Below are 19,849 nucleotides of genomic sequence, written 5' to 3' on the forward strand. Positions count from 1 at the left end.
GTTGACCCTGGACTTCGCTTTACGCGATCCGTAGCCGCGCCCGCAGCTGGGCGACGAATTGCGTCGCTGCCACAGGGTGGAACAACGAGGTCAGCCCGAAGAAAACCGCAGCACCGGCAGTGCCGCCGGCGACAAGCGAGAAGATTGCCGGCACGTCGCCGGGCACCATGCTGGCAAGCTTGGCGGCCACCCCCGTGCTGAGCGAGATGACCACCGAGACACCGATGTCGCGCCATGGCACCGGCACCGGTGTGAGCCGCTCGCTGATGATGATGCAGGTTATGGAGCCCACCACCGAGCCGCCCGCCAGCGCCAAAGCGGCGCCGATCTCCGCCATCGGGGGGATCAACAGCAGGGACAATGCGATTGTTGCCACCGAGCCGAAGAGATTGGCGATGATCAGCAGCCACGGCCGCTTGTGCGCGTGCACCACGACGCCATAGACGAAGCTGGTGAGGTTGGCGCACAGCACGCTGAAGGCAATGATCGGAAACAGCAGGCCGAAGCGGCCGTGATATTGCGAGGGCAGCATAAGCTCGGTGATATCGCTGCTGAGCGCGACCAGCATCGCTGCAATAGGCAGGCAAAGCCGCATCATCAGCGCCATCAGTTGCGACAGCAGCCGGCCCGACGCCGCGGGCCCATCCTCGTCGAACCGGCTGACCACCTCGGGAAAGGCGCCCATGTTGATGGCGTTGGCGACCATGTCGATCGGCTGGCGGGCCAGCGCATAGGCTGCGGCGAAGATCGCCACAGCGCTGGCATCGTAATAGATCTTGAGGAACAGACGCTCCGCGCTGTTGAGCCCGAAGCCTACCAGCGCCATGATGATCAGCGGCACACCGAGCGCAAAGAAGTCCCTGTGGGTGAAGCGCGGCGGACCGGCAACGAGCCGTCGCGATGCCATGATGCCCGCCACGACGCCGGCAATCAAGGCGCCGAGGCTCGAGCCGAGCGACACCGTCAGAAAGCTATCCTGAAAGACGAGGATAGCGCCGATCGGTAACGCGAGTTGCAGCAGGGCACGCAGGGCTTCGAGCATCGAATAGACCGAATGGCGCTGCTGCATCTGCAGCACCGTCAACGCGAAGCGGCTGATGGACCCGGCGACCAGATAGCCGCAGACTGCGATCGCGAACTCGACCCAGCGTTCAGGCACGATCACCGCCGACGCGCCTATCGATATGACCAGCGCCAGTGCCGTGGTGGCAAGCAACACCTGCCCGGCCAGCATCAGGCTGCCGCGGCTGACTTCGCCCTTGCCGCCAAGCCTGAGTAAGGCGATGCGCAGCCAGTTGGTGACGGCAATGTCGGTCATTTCGCCGACGGTCACCACCAGGGTGAGCAGGCCATACTCGGTCTGGTCGATCAAACGCGTCACGACGACCAGCAGGAGCAGCGCCGAAATTCGCGTCAGCAGGATCGCCGGAGCATAAATGAGCGTGGAACGGAGCAGCAAGGGCGTGTCCCTGGAAAACTCACCTTCGACTAGCCGCCGACTGGCGGAAAATCCAGCCCGATGACGCCGAAGGGTGAACAGATTCAGTTTGAACTAAAAGATTTGCCGTAAACCTTATCGGGAACGTTTGCTTTGCAGTTACCCGGTCTGTGTTATTTAGAGTACCATCATGTTGCAGCGCCTCATATCCGATCGAAAAATACATGTCCTGGTCGCGACGCCCTCGGGCGTTTCGGGGCAGGGCGGCATCGACCGCATCATGGGGGCGCTGAAGCAGGAGTTCGAACGGCAAGAAATCGCCGACATCGATGTGTGCTTCCTTGCCAGTCGTGGCCCGGGGCATGTCGGACTTTCGATCTTCTATATGCTCGGTTTTTGCTTACGGATGCTTAAAGCGCGTCTGGCTGGACGCGCCGATGTCATTCATATCAACATCTCAGTTTCCGGCAGCACCTACCGCAAGATGGTGATCGCCGCCTGCGCACGGCTCCTGTCGATACCCTATGTCCTGCATTTGCACGGGGCGCAGTATCAGACATTCTGGAAAGCCGACCGCGGTTTCATAAGCCGCCGTATCAAAGCTCTGTTCGAGCATGCCGATCGGGTGATCGTTTTGGGCAGGCTTTGGCGCGATTTCGTCGCCAGCCGGGCGCCGGGCGCAGCCGGCAATATCGTGATCGTGCCCAATGCGACCGAAGTCCCGTCGCTGGCGCATGTCGGCGGCGGCGACCATGTGCATATCCTGTTCCTGGGCCGCATCGGCGACCGCAAGGGCGTACCGCAATTGCTCGAGGCACTGCACCGCATGAGCCCTGTCAAGAATTGGCGCGCCACGATTGCCGGCGATGGCGAAGTCGAGGCGGCACGGGCAAAGTCAGCCGCGCTGCGGATTGCAGACCGGATCGCCTTTCCGGGTTGGGTGGGACCGGACGATGTCGCATCGCTGATTTCTTCGGCCGATATTCTGGTTCTTCCATCCTTCGCCGAAAATCTGCCGATGTCGGTGATCGAAGGCATGGCAGCCGGTTTGGCGGTGGTGGCGACCCCGGTTGGCGCCGTCGAAGACATAATCACCGACGGGCAATCCGGGCTGCTGGTGCCGCCAGGCGATGTTACAGCGTTGACCGAGGCGCTGAGCCGCCTCGCGGAGAACCCGGCACTGCGGGCAAGGCTTGGTGCCGGTGCAATGGCGGTGCATCGGGAACGGCTTGAGCTCGCCCCGTTTGTCGGCGCAATCTGCGATGTCTGGCGGTCGGCGGCGTCAAGCCGTCAACCGGTCAAGCGCTGACGCCGATGATGAAGGCGGCGCTTCAAGCCTGAATTCGCGGTGGAATATCTCCAAATTCAACAGCGCCCATATCAGCTTTTCGTGGTCTGCAGCACGCGTGGTGTGTTCCGAGACGATTTGATCTAGCTGTTTCGGACTCAGATAGCTGCGGATGACGGAGTGGGGCGAGCAAAGATGGTCATGCACGTAGTTCCTCATCGATCCGCGAAACCATTCGGCGACCGGTACCTTGAACCCGACCTTGCGGCGGCTGAGAATTTCTTCCGGGAGGATATTGGCCATGCTGTCCCGCAGGATCTGCTTGCTGTGCAACCAACCCAGCCTGTAGCGATCGGGCAATTTGCTGACGAATGAAACCAGGTCTCGATCGAGGAACGGCATTCTTCCTTCGATTGAACAGGCCATCATCATGTGGTCGCCTCGTTCCAGGAGATTGTCAGGCAGCCACGATGTCTGATCGAAAAACAGCACGCGGCGAAGATGGGAAGCCGCAGCGCTTGACGAGAACGGAAAGTCGTTGCGCTCATAACGGCGATTTGCGGACGCGCCGATCAGGCAAGCGCGCTGCTGCGCCGAAACGGCTCCAAACCAGGAGACCATCCGGGCGGCAAAGTGCCTTTCGCCCGCGGTGCGGGCAAACGTATCGACCTTGGCCGACGCGCCCGGCATGGCGCGTATCAAAGGGGAAAGGACGTTATCGTGCAGCGAGGCTGGAACAAGCGACTGGTAGATCCCGGCCAGTGATTCCGCGCGATGCTTGGGATAGCCGCCGAGAATCTCGTCGGCTCCTTCTCCGGTGAGCACCATCTTGACGTCCTGGGCGGCGCGCTCCGACATCAGGTAAATTGGAATATCGCTGCTTTGCGAAACAGGTGCACCACGTTGGCGAACCATCGCCGGCAGGTGATCCATCAGATCGCCTGGCTGGATGACAAGTTCGCAATGATCGGTCTTGAAATGATCGGCAACGCGCCGGGCGAATGCAAGTTCGCTATAGGCCGCGTCGTCGAACCCGACGGAAAACGTGCGAATGGGCGTAGCGCTGTGCCTGGCCATCAGGGCGACGATAGCCGAGGAGTCGAGTCCTCCGGAGAGAAAGGCCCCAAAAGGTGCATCGCTGCGCATCCTGATCTCGACGGAATGGTCGAGCAGTTCCAGAAATCGTTTCTTGGCGGTTTTTCCGTCGATCCGCTCGGTCAGGGCCACCTGATCCGGAGGCGTATAGTAGCGCGTTTCCTTGACCACCCCTTGCGACCAGACAGCATAGCTTCCGGGATTGAGCTTGCGGATCTGTTTAAAAAGCGTGCGTGGTCCCGGCACATAACGCCAGTTCAGATACTCGTCCACCGCATCCAGATCGAGTTGCTGCGCATCTTGCAGCGCCGACAACAATGCGTTGATCTCCGAGGCAAACAGCAGCAATCTTTCGCTTTGCATGAGGTAAAGCGGCTTTTCCCCGAAGGGATCCCGGCCGAGGATCAATTCCTGCCTCTGAGCATCCCAGAGTGCAAAGGCGAACATGCCGCTCAGCCGGTCGAACATGGACAAGCGCCACTGATCGTAGGCTCGGAGCAGCACCTCGGTGTCGGAGCGCGTTCGAAAATGATGGCCAAGGCCGATCAGTTCCTGGCGCAACTCGATGTAGTTATATATCTCTCCGTTGAAAATTATTTTGAGACGGCCGTCCTCAATCTGCATTGGCTGATTTGACTCAGGCGCCAAGTCAATGATCGCCAGGCGGCGATGGACCAATGCCAATTGTTCCTCGCCGGTATTCAGGTCCAATATCTCGGTGCCTTCGGCATCGGGACCGCGATGCCGCAATGCGCTTGACATTCTGGCGGCCCGCTCTTGTGGATTTTTAGCCCTTCGACCGATCCATCCGGCAATTCCACACATTGTTCCCCCTAGGCGCGCGCATTCCTCACTTCAGTACAACAAATGTGTTAAACACTTCGTGCCAATACAACCCAACCGGGAGAAAGCTGCCGCGGGCCGTTCCTCGATCGAGCCTGGCGGTCAGGGGTTTGCCACCGGTTGTTCGCTGGTGAGGGCGAGTGACGGCACCTATGGCAGGCCCAATGCCTGCAGCATCTCCGGGTCGGGAACCGGGGGACCATCGGGCGGGATGAGGCTCATCCCATAGGGATTGGAGAACTCCCAGACAGACCATGGGATCGCGAAGCGTTCGGCCTCTCGGCGCACTGCCTTGAGATAGCGCGAACGGTCGGCCTCAAAGGCGCCCATGCGGCCGTCCACGGACATGAGGATAGCGCCGAATTCGCCCATGAAGAGCCGCCGGCTGGGAATGCCGTGGCCTTCAGCCCAGTCGACAGCCTGGCGAAAGCTCGCCTCCAGTTGGCTCTGGCCCCAGTTCTGCTCGAAATAGTTCGCGATTGCTTGGCGCGCGGTGGCCATGTTCATGACCTGCTCGACCCTGCTCAAGCCGGCAGCTTCCATCCGCGCTCTAAGGGTTTCGGTCACCACTTCGGGTGTACTGCTGTCGGCCGGCCAGGGAAGTCCCGAAGCAAAGCTGATCGTGTCATCGGGCCGCTGGTGGGTGAAGCTGTGAGGCTCATACATATGGAAGCTGTAATAGAGGTTTGGGTCATCAAAGCTGGGGCTGAGGTTGACCAATCCGGCAATGCTGCCGCCGCAGGCGCCGGTTGCAACGATGGTAAGTTCGCTGCTGACCGCTCGAATGTCGTGGACGGTCCCTGCCATGATCCGCTGCCAGTGATCGCTGCCGCTCGCATCGCAAGGGTAGTATGCGGGCTCGTTGTAAGGTTCGAGGGCGACTTTGTCGGTGCCGATCTTGACCAGCATGGCGGCGACCGCCACAACCATTTGACGATAGCGGGCAACGCCCTCGCTGTCGGCGCCGCCATAGATCATCTCCATGCTGTAGTCGGGAATCTGAGTGACGCCATGCAGGTCGAAAACCACCTTGAGGCCGGTCGACGTGATCCGCTCGACGGCGGCGGCAAGTATGTCCAGCGCCTGCTGCCGCTTGGCGTCCCCGTTGGCAAGCAGCGGGCCGGGATCGACGCTCAGCCGGACGAAGTCGAAGCCCATCGATCGGATGTGGGCAAACACCTCCCCGGCCGGCCAGTCGGTGAGCGGCCTGCGTTCCGCAAGCCACTCCTTTTCGCTGCGATAGGGCGGCCAAACGTAGGTTCCGTCTTTCTCCACCGGCGACCAGTTGAGCCACTGATGCACGCCAACGCCGCGCTTGAGAGGGATGGGCTCTGCCTCGGCTGCCACAAGCAAGGCGAGCACCCAGGCAACAACATACACCGCTTTTCGCATCGCTCCCTCCGCATGCTCGCGGGAGATATTAACCGCAACGAACGGGAAAGAAGATTGCCGGCCCGCAGCTTTTCGACGGCATGGTATACAAGGACCGAAACGTTGACGGTGCGTGTATGAGAATCGGCTGGTACATCAACCGATTGCGCAGCATGGGACCGGCCGAGGTGTTGCACCGGCTGGGCGAGCAACGTCGAAGGATCGCGTCGCGCCGCCGCGATGATGGGTGGGAGCGCTATCCATCGCCGCAGTTGCACCCAGTGCTGCCCGGATTTCGCCATGCTGCGTTGGCAGCGACCGACGCTCAACGGCAGGCCATAGCGGCGGCCGCGCAAGAGATGCTTCATGGCCGGTTTTCGGCACTCGGGCGGACATGGCCAAAGCGTGAGCCCGATCTTTTGTTTCCTGCTGAGCTTTGGCGTCTTGATCCGGTAACCGGCAGGCTTTGGCCTGGCGCCGAGGCTCATACTTTCGATATCGATTTTCGCGATGGCGGCGACCTTGGCGATATAAAATATGTCTGGGAGGTCAACCGGCTGCAGCAATTGCCAGTACTGGCTGCACACCTGCTCCTCAGCGAGGACAATCGATCCCGGAGTGCCATTGAGGCGGCAATCGGCAGTTGGCATTCCGCCAATCCGCCGTTCCGAGGCATTGGCTGGGCTTCCGGCATCGAAGTAGCGCTGCGAGCCATCAGCCTGATCGTCACCCTGGACCTTATCGGTGACCGGCTTGACCCGGCGACGCTGCGGAAAGCTGGTGAGATACTCGCGGCAAGCGCCTTTTGGCTGCCGCGGTTTCCGTCGCGATATTCCTCCGCCAACAACCATCTCGTCGCAGAGTTGGCTGGCGAATATCTGGTTGGCCTGGCGCTCGGGGCCGAATCCGAAATTGCCCGCAGCGCCCTCTTAAATGAGACGCACAAGCAGATTCTTGCCGACGGCGCCGGTGCCGAGCAAACTCCGACCTATGCAGCCTTCAGCGCCGAACTCATCTTGCTGTGCGCCGCCGCGGCACGCCAGGCGGGAACGCCGTTTCCCTCGGCCGTCGAAGCGCGTCTGGGCGCCTTCGCCAATTTCGTCGGCTGGCTGCCACAGAAAGCCGCCCGCTTCGGCGACGACGATGAGGGCCATGTGCTGAAGCTGGGCGACGAGCCGAACTATATCCGATCCGTCGCGGCCGCCATCCACGGCTTACTGGGGACGCCGGGCAACGCGCCGGAGCCTGACGATTTTCGTTCGCTTTTCTTTGGTGCGCCGTCAGGCCCGGCGCCCGCGGTGCATGGCTTGCAGACATTCACGCAAGGCGGGCTCTCCGTCTGGCGCGGAGCAATGAACGGCCGCAATGTCGAACTGACGTTCGACCATGGACCGCTCGGCTATCTCTCGATAGCGGCGCACGGCCATGCCGACGCGCTGTCGCTCACACTGTGCATCGACGATGAGCCGGTGCTGGTCGATCCCGGCACCTGGCTCTACGGTTCGGGAGGCGCATGGCGCGACTGGTTCCGCTCCACACCGGCGCACAACACGCTGAACATCGAGGGCAAGAGCCAAAGCACCATCGCTGGAAATTTCAACTGGTCGCACAAGGCAGTCGCAGCGCTGGTGGAGAGCGAGCCGGGATCGCGCTGGAGGCTGAGCGCCCGGCATGACGGCTATAGAAGCCGCTTCGGCGTCGTGCATCAGCGCACTTTGGCGCGCCAGGCCGATGGCATCCTCATCACCGACAAACTGCTCGGCGGCAGGCGCCAGTCCGAGATCGTCTTCCAACTGGCCGCCGGCCTCCATGCCGACCGGCACGAAGATACGGTCACGGTATTGCGCGGCGACGAGGTACTGTTGGCCATCCGCTTTCCTGATGCTGCGCTCGATATCGGTGCCGGCGGTGACATGCCGGGCCAAGGCGGTTGGGTTTCACTGCGTTTTGGCACCCGGCAGCAAGCCGAACGCCTCGCCTGGCACGGTGAAGTGGGCGAAGCCGGGATCGATATCCATCTTGCCCCAATTCACCCGCCGCAACAGCAAAAACCAGTGCCAACGTAGAGTTGCCGGGCGAGTTCCAGCCGTATTCGACATTAATTACGTTTGGACATTTAGCGGTTTCGTTACCGTTGATCTGCTAGTCTCGCACCATCCAGCCTGCTTTGCCCGCTGCGCCCGCAACAGCCACTGGTTGCAGGCGGCGTAGCGAGTTTGGCGGGAATTTTGTGCTTTGCTATTCGCCAGATCGCCTTCTTACGACCCCAGACTGCCTTCTTACGACCAGGAGCCGCTGCATCAATGTTTTCCGAATTTGCCAGAGCGATTGTGGAAAAGCTTTCGAACGTCAATCTGACCACGCTCGGCCTGCTTCTCCTCACCGCACTGGGCAGCGCGGTGATCGCCTACTGGCGAACTGCCGAACATAAGTCCCTCAGGGACTTTTTCGACTTCGCCTTCCCACAGGAAGTCATCCTGCACCCGTCGGCGCGAGCCGACGCCCTGTTCTGGATCACGAAACGGGCGATGATGCCTTTCCTGCTTATTCCTGCCGGCGTCACCTTCGTCGTCGCGGTGGGCTATGGCACACGCGAGGCAATTGGCTGGCTCCTTAACATCCACGCGCCGCTTCTCGGCGGCCCGGCGGGACCGGTGACGATCGTCATCTTCACCGCAACCATGCTGGTCGCCTATGATATTTCATACTACCTCTACCACGTCGCCCAGCACCGTTTCCCGTTCCTGTGGGAATTGCACAAGGTACATCATTCGGCCGAAGTGATGGTGGGGATCACCAAGGACCGGGTTCATCCGCTGGACGATCTGATGAACCGTATGTGGGATGGCGTCATCCCGGGCATCTGCTTCGGTGTCTGGAGCCTGATCGCACTCGATCCGGTAGAGGTCGCTATCTTCGGCATCAACGTCTACGTCATCCGCAACATCCTGATGATGGACTTTGTTCGCCATACGCATCTCAAGATATCGTTCGGCCCGTTGAACAACATCATCCTGTGTCCGCACTGGCACCAGGTGCATCACAGCATCGACCCGCGTCACTACGATAAGAATTTCGGCCTGCTTTTTTCGTTCTGGGATCGTCTGTTCGGAACGCAATTTGTCCCGGAGCCGGATGAAGACCTGAAATTTGGCCTGGTCGATCGCGATGTGCGCGATTACCAGTCGATCTTTGGGCTCTACATCCTGCCGCTCAAGAAGATGGCAAGGCATGTCATGCGACTGTTTCACAGACGGCCCAATGTGGTCGCGCAGCCACAGGACAGTTCTCCTTCATGAACACCGCTGTTTCCATCGACGTCCTAGGCGCGGAGCGCCTGGAAATCGTCCGTTCGGCGGATCGCCTGGCTGCGGTCGAGGCCGCTTGGATGGAGCTTTGGCATCGTACCGACGGGCTGATCTTTCAAAGCCATGCCTGGATTTCGGCATGGTGGAGTACCGTACAACGCCGTGACCAGCGCGCGTTGCGGATCGGCCTGGTCTGGAAGGGCGAGAGACTCGTTGCTGTCGTTCCGCTGGCGATCGGCAGGCGCAGGGGGCTGCGGTTTCTCGAATGGGCGGCCGGCAGCTATACCGACTATGGGGATATTCTCGTTGCTCCGGAATGCTCGTTATCGGCGCTGCAGGAGCTATGGACCCAACTCTGCGATGCCGGCGGCTTCGATCTTGCCTTGATCAGTCGTCTCTCGCCGGATGCGGCGGCCCGCAAAATTTTCACGCCGGGAGCTTCCGGCGGCATCAGGCTTCGTCCGTTTCACCGAACGGAAGTCAGCTATCGCGTTGCCGGACAATGGGAAAGCGGAGCGGCATGGTTGGCGGACCAGTCGAAAAAGACGCGCCAGAACTATCGGCGCGGCATCAAAGCGCTGGAAGAAACCGGAGAGGTGAGATTTCGCCTGCTTGCCCCCGACGAGCCGCTGCAACCGGTACTGGAGCGCCTCGCGGCCTTGAAGCGGAAATGGCTGACCGAGCGCATGCGTGAGTCAGACCTGTTCGAAGAGGGCGTGCCGGTACTCGCCGCGCTCGTCGATGCGTTGGCGCGCGCCGGCGTGCTGCATATCTTCGTCCTCGAATGCAATGGCGTGATGGTCGCGGTGTCGATCAACTTCGTCCAGCACGACATGATGATGGCCTTCGTGACGACGTTCGATCCGGATTTCGGCCGGGCGTCGCCGGGTGTGATCCTGTTGATGGATTACGTGCAGTGGTCGATCGATCACGGCTTGAGCATGGTCGATTTCCTCTGTGGCGCAGAGTCGTTCAAACACAAATTCTCAACGCAGTCGGTTACGCTGGAATCCGTCATCGGGACGCGCACGGCACAGGGTGCGCTTGCATCTCTTGCCGATCGTGTCCTCCAGACCGTCAGGCATATGCGCGAGCGTTCATCGGCACCACCAGAGGGACGCGATACGCCCACTCAAGCCGAAGCAGCCTTGGACTAGAACGGTCCATCGTTTCACGGAAACGCCGAACAGCTCCATCTTTTGTTTTGACGCAATTCCGGACGAAAACCGTTCACACTTTTCCTGGAATTGCTGTAGCGGCCCGCTCGCAAAAAGCTCAAATGAAGCGCGGTATCGGACCGTTTTGCGGCGTGGTGCGGTCGCCGAGGTCGAGGAAGATCTCGTCGATGTAGCACCATCCCCAACCTTCCGGCGGATCGTAGCCTTCGATGACAGGATGGCCGGTTGCCCGAAAATGCTTGGTGGCATGACGGTTGGGCGAGTCGTCGCAGCAGCCGACATGGCCGCATGTGCGGCAGAGCCGCAGATGCACCCACTGCGAACCGCTCTTCAGGCATTCCTCGCAGCCGAGCGCGCTCGGTGTCACGTCGCGAATGTCCCCGGCGTGCCTGCATTCGTCTGCCATCATACGCTCCTGACCAGTTGTGGCGCCACGGCGAGACTGCCGTTTCGCGCGAGATATGCATGCAGCGCTGCAACCACCTGGGCGCCTTCGCCGACGGCAGCGGCGACGCGCTTGATCGAGCCGGAGCGCACGTCGCCGATGGCGAACACCCCGCCGCGGTTCGTCTCCAGTGCACCACGTTCCTGGCCAATGTCAGGCCCGGTGCGAACGAAGCCCTTCGCGTCCAACGCCACGCCGCATTGCGCCAGCCAGTCGGTGTTCGGATCGGCGCCGATGAACAGGAAGAGGTGGCGGATCGGACGTGCTGTCTCGGTGTCGCGGTTGCGCCAGCGCACTTTGCCAAGATTGCCGTCGTCGCCTTCCAGTGCCGCAATCTGCGTCTCAGCCAGCACTTCGATGTTCGGCTGTGCCCTGACGCGCTCCACCAGATAGCGCGACATGCTCGCATCGAGGCTGCTGCCGCGCGCCAGCAGCCATACCTTCTTCACATGCGCCGCCAGGTAGACGGCAGCCTGACCAGCCGAATTGCCGGCGCCGACAAGGGCTACCTCTTGCCCGGCGCAAAGCCGCGCTTCGATCGGCGAAGCCCAGTAATGCACGGAGGTTCCCTCGAATTGCGCCAGGTTTGCCATGTCGAGGCGGCGATAGCGCGCTCCGCTGGCGATCACCACCGACCGTGCCCGCACGGTCTCCCCGCCGCCGACGGCGAGCGTGTAGTGGGCACCGGACGTGTCGCTTGCGCTGCACAGCAGCTTCGCCTCGTCCGGTATCACCATCTCGACGCCGAATTTCTGCGCCTGGTTGTAAGCGCGCGCCATCAGCGCCATTCCCGAAATGCCGGTCGGAAAACCGAGGTAGTTCTCGATGCGCGAGGAGGCACCCGCCTGTCCGCCGAAGGCACGGCAATCGAGCACGATCGTCGACAACCCTTCGGAAGCCGCGTAGACGGCCGCCGCGAGGCCGGCCGGTCCGGCGCCGACAATGGCCACGTCGTACAGCTTGCCGGCGTCGATCGGCCTCACCAGGCCGATGCAGCGGGCAAGCTCGTTCTCTCCGGGATTGAGCAGCAGCTTGCCGTTCGGACAGAGCACGATCGGCAAATGGTGGATGTCGACATGGAAGCGTTCGATCAGCGTCCTGGCGCAGGGATCAGCAGCCGAATCGAGAACGCGATGCGGCTGACCGCTGCGAGCCAGAAAACCTTGCAGCCTCAAAACGTCGCCGCTGTCGACCGGTCCGACAATGATCGGGCCTGCTGTGCCGCTCTCGAGCAGGCCGACACGGCGCAGGATCAGCGCCCGCATGATGCGCTCGCCGAGGTTTGCTTCCTGCACCATCAGGTCCCGCAGCCTTTGCGAGGGGATGACGAGCGCCTCGACCGGCTCAACCGCCTCCACATCCACCAGTGAGGGTCGGGCTGAAAGCTGCGCCAACTCGCCGACGAAATTGCCTGCACCGTGCGTGACGATTGTTTCGCGCCGGCCGAAGCTGCCGCCCTGGATGATATCCACCTTGCCGGACAGGACCACGATCAGACCGGGCGCCAGCTCGCCGGCTTTGACGATCTGTTCGCCTGCAGCATAGGACACGGCTTCGCCGAAACGGCCCATGCGGTCCAGGTCCGCCTCAGCCAGCACTGGAAACATCTGATCGCGACGGGCAATGGAGATCGGATTGGCGGGTTGAGACATGGTTCGAACCTATCGCCCGTTTCCGACAGTTTGAAGCGGTTTTTGCGGCTTGCGGCCGGTAGGAACCTAGCCCGCTTGTCGGTAAACGGTGTGCCCTTCGCTTCGCAGTTAACTGACGGCGGCCGTGCGACGGTGTCGTCGCGACGTGCCTCACAATCCGTTGCATCTCCTTGATTTGTTTGATTTGCGCATCCCGACAAACCCGGCGCATGCTGCTTCAGCCGGCACCTGCCTAAGCCGGCCAGGCCCGGCGGGCCGTCCTGTGTCAAACTCTCGGCCGCCGGGCTTCTGGACAGCAGAAACGGCCTGTGTCCGAGCACTCCGCAAGCTGGCCTGCGGCCTGTTGTTCGGCGAGTGCTCAGGCAGCTACCTGAAGCACAATCTTGCCGCGCGTGTGCTGCTTCTCGAGCTGTTCCTCGGCCCTGGCGACTTCCTCAAGAGGATAGATTGCCTGCACGAATGGCCTGACCTTCCCGGCGTCGATGAGGCGGCTGATCTCGGCAAGCTGCGCCGCGTTCGGCTTGGTCAAATATGAAACGCCGCGAGCCCGATGCAGGCGGGCCTTCTCCGCCGACGGTTCGGAAAGCGTTGAGACGAGCGTCCCGCCGGGCTTGAGCACGTCCCACGAGCGGTCCTGTGTTTCACCCGCTACCAGGTCGAAGACGAGGTCGACGTCCTCGACAACCTCCTCGAAGCGCTGGTTCTTGTAATCGACCGCCTGGTCGGCGCCAAGCGCGCGGACGAAATCGAAATCCTGCGCGGAAACGGTCGTCGCGACAAACGCGCCCGCGGCCTTTGCGAACTGCACCGCCAGATGACCGACGCCGCCGGCGCCGCCATGGATAAGGACCCGCTGACCGGATTTGAGGCCGCCGTGATCGAAAAGGCCTTGCCACGCGGTAAGGCCCGCAAGTGGCACGGCGGCGGCTTCGGCGTGGCTTAAGCGTTGCGGCTTCGCCGCCGCCTCCGTTGCCTTGACGACGACATATTCGGCGTTGCCGCCGCGGTCGTTGCCGAGCATGGCATATAGCGGATCGCCCTTCTTCAGCGTATGGGCCCGCGTGCCGCACAGTTCCACCACGCCGGATACGTCGCGGCCGAGCGTGACGGGCAGATCCGCGCCCGAAGAGCCCTCGCGAACCTTGTAGTCGACGGGATTGACGCTTGCCGCGTAGACCTTGAGCGTGACCTCGTCGTCATGCGGCTGAGGCAACGGAACCGCGTCCAGCGAAAGAACCTCCGGCCCACCAAAATCGTGGATACGGACGGCCTTCATCGTAATCATGGCTTGCTCCTCGTCGGGTTGCAGTCCAGTTCGCTCTGAACAGTTTCGCCGGCAGGCCGGCGTCTATCCAGCCGGCGGTTCGGTCGTAGCAAATGCCGGCCGGTGGTGCGCCGTCAGTGTATCGTTTGCGAATGCTCGCCGCCGGGTTGCGAGATGCCGCTCAGCGCTTCACCTGCTGTCGCCGTCTCGCTGTTGGTGGCGAGGTCGCCCAGCGAAACGATGCCGACCAGGCGCTTGTCGCGGTTTAGCACCGGCAAGCGGCGCACTTTCAGGTCAGCCATGTTACGCAGAACATCCCGCGCGTCTTCGTCTTCGAAGCAATACCTGACCTCGGTGCTCATCACTTCCCGTACCTTGGCGTCAGGTGTCTTGCCTTGGGCGACGCCGCGGATTGCGATGTCGCGATCGGTTACCATGCCGACAAGCCGATCGTTCTCGCCCACCGGCATTGCGCCGGCGTCGAGGCGACCCATCATTTCTGCCGCATCGCGCAGGGTTTGCTGCGGACTGGCGATCTCGACGTCCTTTGTCATGCAGTTGCCGACTTTCATTTTAACCTCCGTTGGTTGCAGGCCCGCCGCCGGTTTCCATGATGAAAGGGTGAATGAGCGCCAGCGCAAAACGTTCCATGGCAAGACCCGTTTCGAGCGCTTCGCCGAAATCACCCTTGCCATCCTCCACCCGACCGCCCTTCCGGCGGTCGGCCCGGGAAAGGTCGGTTCGGAAGGAATTTCGGAAGGCGTGCCGGGAGGAACTCCGATCGGCTCCTGGTCCGGCGTCGGAATTGGATCCGGCGAGGGCGGGGGTACGCCTGGAGGTTCTCCCGGCGGAGTCTCCGGCGGGGCAGGCGGCCGGGCCGGCTCCGGATTGGGATTGTCCGGCAGTGGATTCGGGTTATTCGGATCGGGATTGTTCATCGGTCACTCCCCTGACAACTGTGACCTGATCTCCGCCAAGAGCGGGTTGCCGCAGCGGCGATCAGGCTCTCTTGTCCTAAACCAAGGGGAAGCAAAAGCGTTCCCGCTTCCGACGCCACGCGCGGTGCCAATCTATCGGGCGGTTCCCAGGCTGGCATACATTCCGTTGGTGCGGAATTGCGTCGGGTTGATGCCGTAGAGGCGGCGGAAGACCTTCGAAAAGTAATTGGCATCCTCGAAGCCGCACATGATGGCGACTTCCTTGACCGGCAGGAAATCGGCCTTCGTGAGCAACTTCGCCGCGCGCTGCAGTCGCTGCTGCAGCACGAATTCGGCGGGCGGAAGACCTTCACTCTCGGCGAAGCAGCGCGAGAAATGCGCGCGGCTCAGGCCGCTGATCTCAGCGAGATCGGCAACGCGGAGCGGCCTGTCGAGATTGGCCCTGATGTGATCGATGACCGGCTGCATGGCGCTCTTGTCGTCGGTGACGGCATGCGAGCCGAAGACATCGTCGTAGAGCGCCATGGCTGCTTCATAGGCGACGGCCGAGGCGGCTCCCGGCGAGACCGCGCCCGTGATAAGGCGCACACTGCAATCAGCCAGATGATCGATCGTCGAGGGCTGCAGCCGCAGCACCGGACCGACGGCGGCAAGGATCGACTTGTGGATGCGCAGTGCCTCCTCGCCGTTCATCGATATCCAGAAGAACTCCCAGCGCTCGCCCTTGGCCAGCCAGTAACGGTGGTTGTGCGGCACGAGAACCAGCAAAGTGTCGCCCTTTTGCAGGCGGTAGTTCCGGTTCTCGTAGCGCAATCGGCCGGTGCCGCTGATCGTATGCTGGAGCACGGTAAACGGCGTCAGGCCGCGCTTGCGCCCATCCCAGTCGTAGACCTCGTTCTCGCGCACTTCATAGCCGGTGCTTGTCGGCATGGTGTGTAGGCGCTGGCGCCCGCGCGGCAGCGATACCGTCCTGCCCGCCGGCCCGATGTCGATCAAGTTCCGCAGCACAAAATTACCCCTAAAAGCATAATCCTTCTCTGGTCGCGTGCCGAATAAGGCGCATAATCCCTCGAGAAAAGCAAAAGAAACCGCGGTCAAAGAGCGGAGGGGAGGAAGTGCCGGATTCCAGCCTGCATAGCGTGGCAGGCGGGGCAGGCCTCTTTTCGCCGCCTTTGCCCTAGCGTTCGATCAGGTCGAGGTGAGGCTGATGAGTTTCAAGATCGCTATCATCGGTGCGGGAAGCGTCGGGTTCACCAAGAAGCTCTTCACAGACATTTTGTGCGTTCCTGAATTCAGGGATGTCGAATTCGCATTGACCGATCTCAGCGAGCGCAACCTCCAGATGATCAAGTCGATCCTCGACAGGGTCGTCGAATTCAACAGGCTGCCGACCAAGGTTACGGCAACGACAGACCGCCGTGCTGCCCTCGAGGGTGCCCGCTACATCATCAGCTGCGTTCGCGTCGGCGGTCTCGAAGCCTATGCGGACGACATCCGCATTCCCCTGAAGTATGGCATCGACCAGTGCGTCGGCGACACGATCTGCGCCGGCGGCATCCTCTATGGCCAGCGCAACATTCCGGTGATCCTCGATTTCTGCAAGGATATCCTCGAAGTCGCCGAGCCTGGGGCGAAATTCCTGAACTACGCCAATCCGATGGCCATGAACACCTGGGCGGCGATCGAATATGGCAGGGTCGATACCGTCGGCCTCTGCCACGGCGTCCAGCATGGCGCCGACCAGATCGCCGAAGTGCTCGGCGCCAAGTCGCGCACCGAGCTCGACTACGTCTGCTCCGGCATCAATCACCAGACCTGGTTCATCGACCTGCGTCTCAACGGCCGCAAGATCGGTAAGGACGAGCTGGTTGCCGCCTTCGAGGCGCATCCGGTCTATTCGCAGCAGGAAAAGCTGCGCATCGATGTCCTGAAGCGCTTCGGCGTCTATTCGACCGAAAGCAACGGCCATCTTTCCGAATACCTGCCCTGGTATCGCAAGCGGCCGGACGAAATCACCCGCTGGATCGACATGTCCGACTGGATCCACGGCGAGACCGGCGGCTACCTTCGTTATTCGACCGAAACACGCAACTGGTTCGAAACGGAGTTCCCGCAATTTCTGGAATCCGCCGCCAGGCCGATAGACCCCGCCAAGCGCTCCAACGAGCACGCCAGCCACATTCTCGAGGCGCTGGAGACGAACCGCGTTTATCGCGGCCATTTCAACGTCAAGAACAACGGCATCGTCACCAACCTGCCGCAGGACGCCATCATCGAGTCGCCCGGCTTCGTCGATCGCTTCGGCATCAACATGGCTGCAGGCATCACGCTGCCGGAGGCCTGCGCCGCTACTTGCACTTCCTCGATCAACGTCCAGCGCATGTCGGTTCATGCGGCGATCTCCGGCGATATCGACCTGCTGAAGCTCGCCGTCCTGCACGACCCGCTGGTCGGCGCGGTTTCGACGCCGGAAGAGGTTTGGCAAATGGTGGACGAAATGGTCGTCGCCCAGGCTCGCTGGCTGCCTCAATATGCCGATGCGGTGCCGGCCGCGAGGGAGCGGCTTTCGAAATCCAGGGTCAAGACCCGCGAATGGGCCGGTGCGGCAAGGCGCGACGTCCGTTCGATCGAGGAATTGCGTGCGGAAAAAACGGCTCTCAAGCAGGCCGTCTGAATTTCGCCAGGACGGATCGCGGCGAGCTTTCGGGAGGATTTTTCCGCACCCGTCTGTACATTCGTTCGAGGAGAAATGGAGCGGCGTCAACGCGCTCCTGAACAACAGGGAGGAGAGACGATGAGGAATTTTCGAAACATTGGCATTCTCGCCGGGCTGGCGCTTAGCGTCTCGGCCTCGGCGCTGAACGCGTATGCATCCGAGCCGACCGTGCCGCCGGTGCCCGCGCAATTTCCCGCCGAGGGAAAGATCAAATACGTCGCGCGCGACTCCATCCTGGAGTTCAAGGCACTTCCGGAATACCACGAACCCGATTGGGTCACCGACAAATACGTCAAGGCAGGCAAGCTGCCGCCGGTCAAGGACCGGCTGCCGAAGGAGCCGCTGGTCTTCAAGACCGGCAACATGCCGGATGGCATCGGCGTTTACGGCGATACGATGCGCCATGTCATCGGCGGCCGGCCGGAAGGCTGGAATTATGGCGCCGGCCAGACGCAAGGCTGGGGCGGCATCGACATCGGCCTTTCCGAATGCCTGACGCGCACCGCGCCGCTTTTCCAGGTCGAGGCCAAGGACACGGAGCCGCTGCCGAACCTCGCCAGGAGTTGGGACTGGTCCAAGGACGGCCACACGCTGACGATGCATCTGGTCGAGGGCGCGAAATGGTCGGACGGCGTTCCATTCAACGCCGACGATGTGATGTTCTATTGGGACGACGAGGTGATCGACCCCAATGTGTCGCCGCTGAACGGCGCGACGCAGGAGACCTTCGGCGTCGGCACGACGTTGAAGAAAATCGACGACTACACCGTCGAGTGGACGTTCAAGGACGCCTTTCCGAAACAATACCTTTACGCCATGGCTTACGGCACCTTCTGTCCGGGCCCGTCGCATATCCTCAAGCCGCAGCATCCGAAATATTCGAAGAACACCTACGAGCAGTTCAAGAACGCGTTCCCGCCGGAATATATGAACATGCCGGTGATGGGTGCCTGGGTGCCGGTGGCATACCGCCCCGACGACATCATCGTCATGCGTCGCAATCCGTACTATTGGAAGGTCGACGAGAAGGGCAACCAACTGCCGTATCTCAATGAACTGCACTACAAATTGTCGACCTGGGCCGACCGCGACGTTCAGGCCGTCGCGGGAGCCGGCGACTTCTCCAATCTGGAGCAGCCGGAGAACTTCGTTGCCTCGCTGAAGCGCGCGGCGCAAAAGGACGCACCGGCACGGCTTGCGTTCGGCGCGCGGCTGATCGGCTATAATCTGCGCATGAATTTCTCAGCCAATGGCTGGGGCAACCCCGACGAGCGCGGACAGGCGATACGCGAGCTGAACCGCAACGAGGATTTCCGCAAGGGCGTCACCATGGCGCTGAACCGCAAGGCGCTCGGCGACTCGCTGGTCAAGGGTCCGTTCACTGCCATCTATCCGGGCGGCTTATCCTCGGGCACGAGCTTCTACGACCGGAAGTCGACGGTCTACTACCCCTTCGATCTCGAAGGCGCCAAGGCGGAACTCGCCAAGGCAGGCCTGAAAGACACGGACGGCGACGGCTTCGTCAATTTTCCTGCAGGTACCGCCGGCGGCAAGAATGTCGAGATCGTGATGCTCGTCAACAACGACTACACTACCGACAAGAGCCTTGCCGAAGGTGTAGTCGCCCAGATGGAAAAGCTAGGGCTTCGGATCGTGCTCAACGGACTCAACGGCACCCAGCGCGATGCCTCGCAATACTCCGGCCGCTTCGACTGGCTGGTACGGCGCAACGATCAGGAGCTGACTTCCGTCGTCCAGAATACCGATCAACTGGCCCCGGTCGGTCCACGAACCAGTTGGGACCATCGTGCGCCGGAAAACGGCGAGGTCGATATGATGCCTTTCGAGAAGGACCTCGTCGACATCGTCAACAAATTTGTCTCGTCCGCGGACAATGACGAGCGCGCCAGCCTGATGAGAGAGTTCCAGAAGATCTCGACCGAGCACGTCTACAATGTCGGCCTGACGGAATATCCCGGCGCGCTGATCATCAACAAACGCTTCTCCAACATCCCGCAGGGCACGCCGATCTTCATGTTCAACTGGGCCGAGGATTCGATTGTCCGCGAGCGGGTCTTTGTCGCTGCCGACAAGCAGGCCAAATACGAGCTGTTCCCCGAAGAGCTTCCCGGCAAGCCCGGAGACAAGGGCCCGATGAACTAGGTTTACCTCCCCTGACTGAGAACTCCGGGGGGCCCCCCGGCGGGGGGGGGCGGCCAAAAAACACCCAAACCGCGAAAAAAGCGCCCGCGGGGAGACATCCGCAGCGCCCCCCGACGTGTGTGGTGTAGAAAACACGCAAAGAAATGAGGG

The 19,849-nt window shown here is 61.6% G+C and carries 13 protein-coding genes and 1 pseudogene; 6 read left to right on the forward strand and 8 right to left on the reverse strand.

What is annotated here, in order from left to right; genetic code table 11:
* Positions 1-19: 19 nt before the first annotated feature.
* On the reverse strand, positions 20-1,459 hold the full coding sequence (locus NKI67_RS26255; protein WP_352647586.1) for a lipopolysaccharide biosynthesis protein: 1,440 nt from the start codon (positions 1,457-1,459) through the stop codon (positions 20-22).
* 169 nt (positions 1,460-1,628) lie between these two features.
* Here NKI67_RS26255 and NKI67_RS26260 point away from each other — a divergent pair, with 169 nt between their 5' ends.
* Complete coding sequence (locus NKI67_RS26260; protein ID WP_352647588.1) at positions 1,629-2,747, forward strand: glycosyltransferase family 4 protein; 1,119 nt, start codon at positions 1,629-1,631, stop codon at positions 2,745-2,747.
* Here NKI67_RS26260 and asnB read toward each other — a convergent pair.
* Positions 2,721-4,646 (reverse strand): asparagine synthase (glutamine-hydrolyzing), encoded by a 1,926-nt coding sequence (gene asnB, locus NKI67_RS26265; protein ID WP_352647590.1) that lies wholly within the window; start codon positions 4,644-4,646, stop codon positions 2,721-2,723. The two genes, NKI67_RS26260 and asnB, sit on opposite strands and share 27 nt — an antisense overlap.
* Positions 4,647-4,814: 168 nt before the next feature.
* A complete protein-coding gene (locus NKI67_RS26270; RefSeq protein WP_352647593.1) occupies positions 4,815-6,056 on the reverse strand; it encodes a glycoside hydrolase family 5 protein in 1,242 nt (413 codons plus the stop codon).
* Positions 6,057-6,172: 116 nt separating this feature from the next.
* Between NKI67_RS26270 and NKI67_RS26275 the strand changes: the two genes are divergently transcribed.
* The 3 genes from NKI67_RS26275 to NKI67_RS26285 all read left to right on the forward strand — a co-directional run bounded on the left by NKI67_RS26275 (position 6,173) and on the right by NKI67_RS26285 (position 10,500).
* A complete protein-coding gene (locus tag NKI67_RS26275) occupies positions 6,173-8,101 on the forward strand; it encodes a heparinase II/III family protein (RefSeq protein ID WP_352647595.1) in 1,929 nt (642 codons plus the stop codon).
* 237 nt (positions 8,102-8,338) lie between these two features.
* Positions 8,339-9,334 carry a sterol desaturase family protein gene (locus NKI67_RS26280; protein WP_352569046.1) on the forward strand — a complete coding sequence of 332 codons (996 nt, stop codon included), beginning with the start codon at positions 8,339-8,341 and terminating at the stop codon, positions 9,332-9,334.
* Positions 9,331-10,500 (forward strand): GNAT family N-acetyltransferase, encoded by a 1,170-nt coding sequence (locus NKI67_RS26285; RefSeq protein ID WP_352647597.1) that lies wholly within the window; start codon positions 9,331-9,333, stop codon positions 10,498-10,500. Before NKI67_RS26280 ends, NKI67_RS26285 begins: the two co-directional genes overlap by 4 nt.
* A gap of 118 nt (positions 10,501-10,618) precedes the next feature.
* Here NKI67_RS26285 and NKI67_RS26290 read toward each other — a convergent pair whose 3' ends face one another.
* The 5 genes and pseudogenes from NKI67_RS26290 to NKI67_RS26310 form a co-directional block, all read right to left on the reverse strand.
* Entirely contained in the window at positions 10,619-10,930 is a 312-nt protein-coding gene (locus tag NKI67_RS26290; protein WP_036238601.1) for a UBP-type zinc finger domain-containing protein, read from the reverse strand.
* On the reverse strand, positions 10,927-12,618 hold the full coding sequence (locus NKI67_RS26295; protein WP_352647599.1) for an FAD-dependent oxidoreductase: 1,692 nt from the start codon (positions 12,616-12,618) through the stop codon (positions 10,927-10,929). The genes NKI67_RS26290 and NKI67_RS26295 overlap by 4 nt, the downstream gene beginning before the upstream one ends.
* Before the next feature lie 358 nt (positions 12,619-12,976).
* Entirely contained in the window at positions 12,977-13,903 is a 927-nt protein-coding gene (locus NKI67_RS26300) for an NADP-dependent oxidoreductase (RefSeq protein WP_352647601.1), read from the reverse strand.
* A 113-nt stretch (positions 13,904-14,016) separates the two neighbouring features.
* A complete protein-coding gene (locus NKI67_RS26305) occupies positions 14,017-14,454 on the reverse strand; it encodes a CBS domain-containing protein (protein WP_352647607.1) in 438 nt (145 codons plus the stop codon).
* A gap of 498 nt (positions 14,455-14,952) precedes the next feature.
* Positions 14,953-15,956, reverse strand: a pseudogene (locus tag NKI67_RS26310) (AraC family ligand binding domain-containing protein).
* A gap of 71 nt (positions 15,957-16,027) precedes the next feature.
* On the opposite strand from NKI67_RS26310, the gene NKI67_RS26315 reads away from it, so the two are divergent.
* Entirely contained in the window at positions 16,028-17,494 is a 1,467-nt protein-coding gene (locus NKI67_RS26315) for an alpha-glucosidase/alpha-galactosidase (protein WP_352647603.1), read from the forward strand.
* 120 nt (positions 17,495-17,614) lie between these two features.
* Positions 17,615-19,699 carry an ABC transporter substrate-binding protein gene (locus NKI67_RS26320; RefSeq protein ID WP_352647605.1) on the forward strand — a complete coding sequence of 695 codons (2,085 nt, stop codon included), beginning with the start codon at positions 17,615-17,617 and terminating at the stop codon, positions 19,697-19,699.
* Positions 19,700-19,849: the final 150 nt, after the last annotated feature.

Origin of the sequence: Mesorhizobium sp. M0408 (genome assembly GCF_040321495.1) — a bacterium.
In the GTDB taxonomy this organism is placed as follows: Bacteria; Pseudomonadota; Alphaproteobacteria; order Rhizobiales; family Rhizobiaceae; genus Mesorhizobium.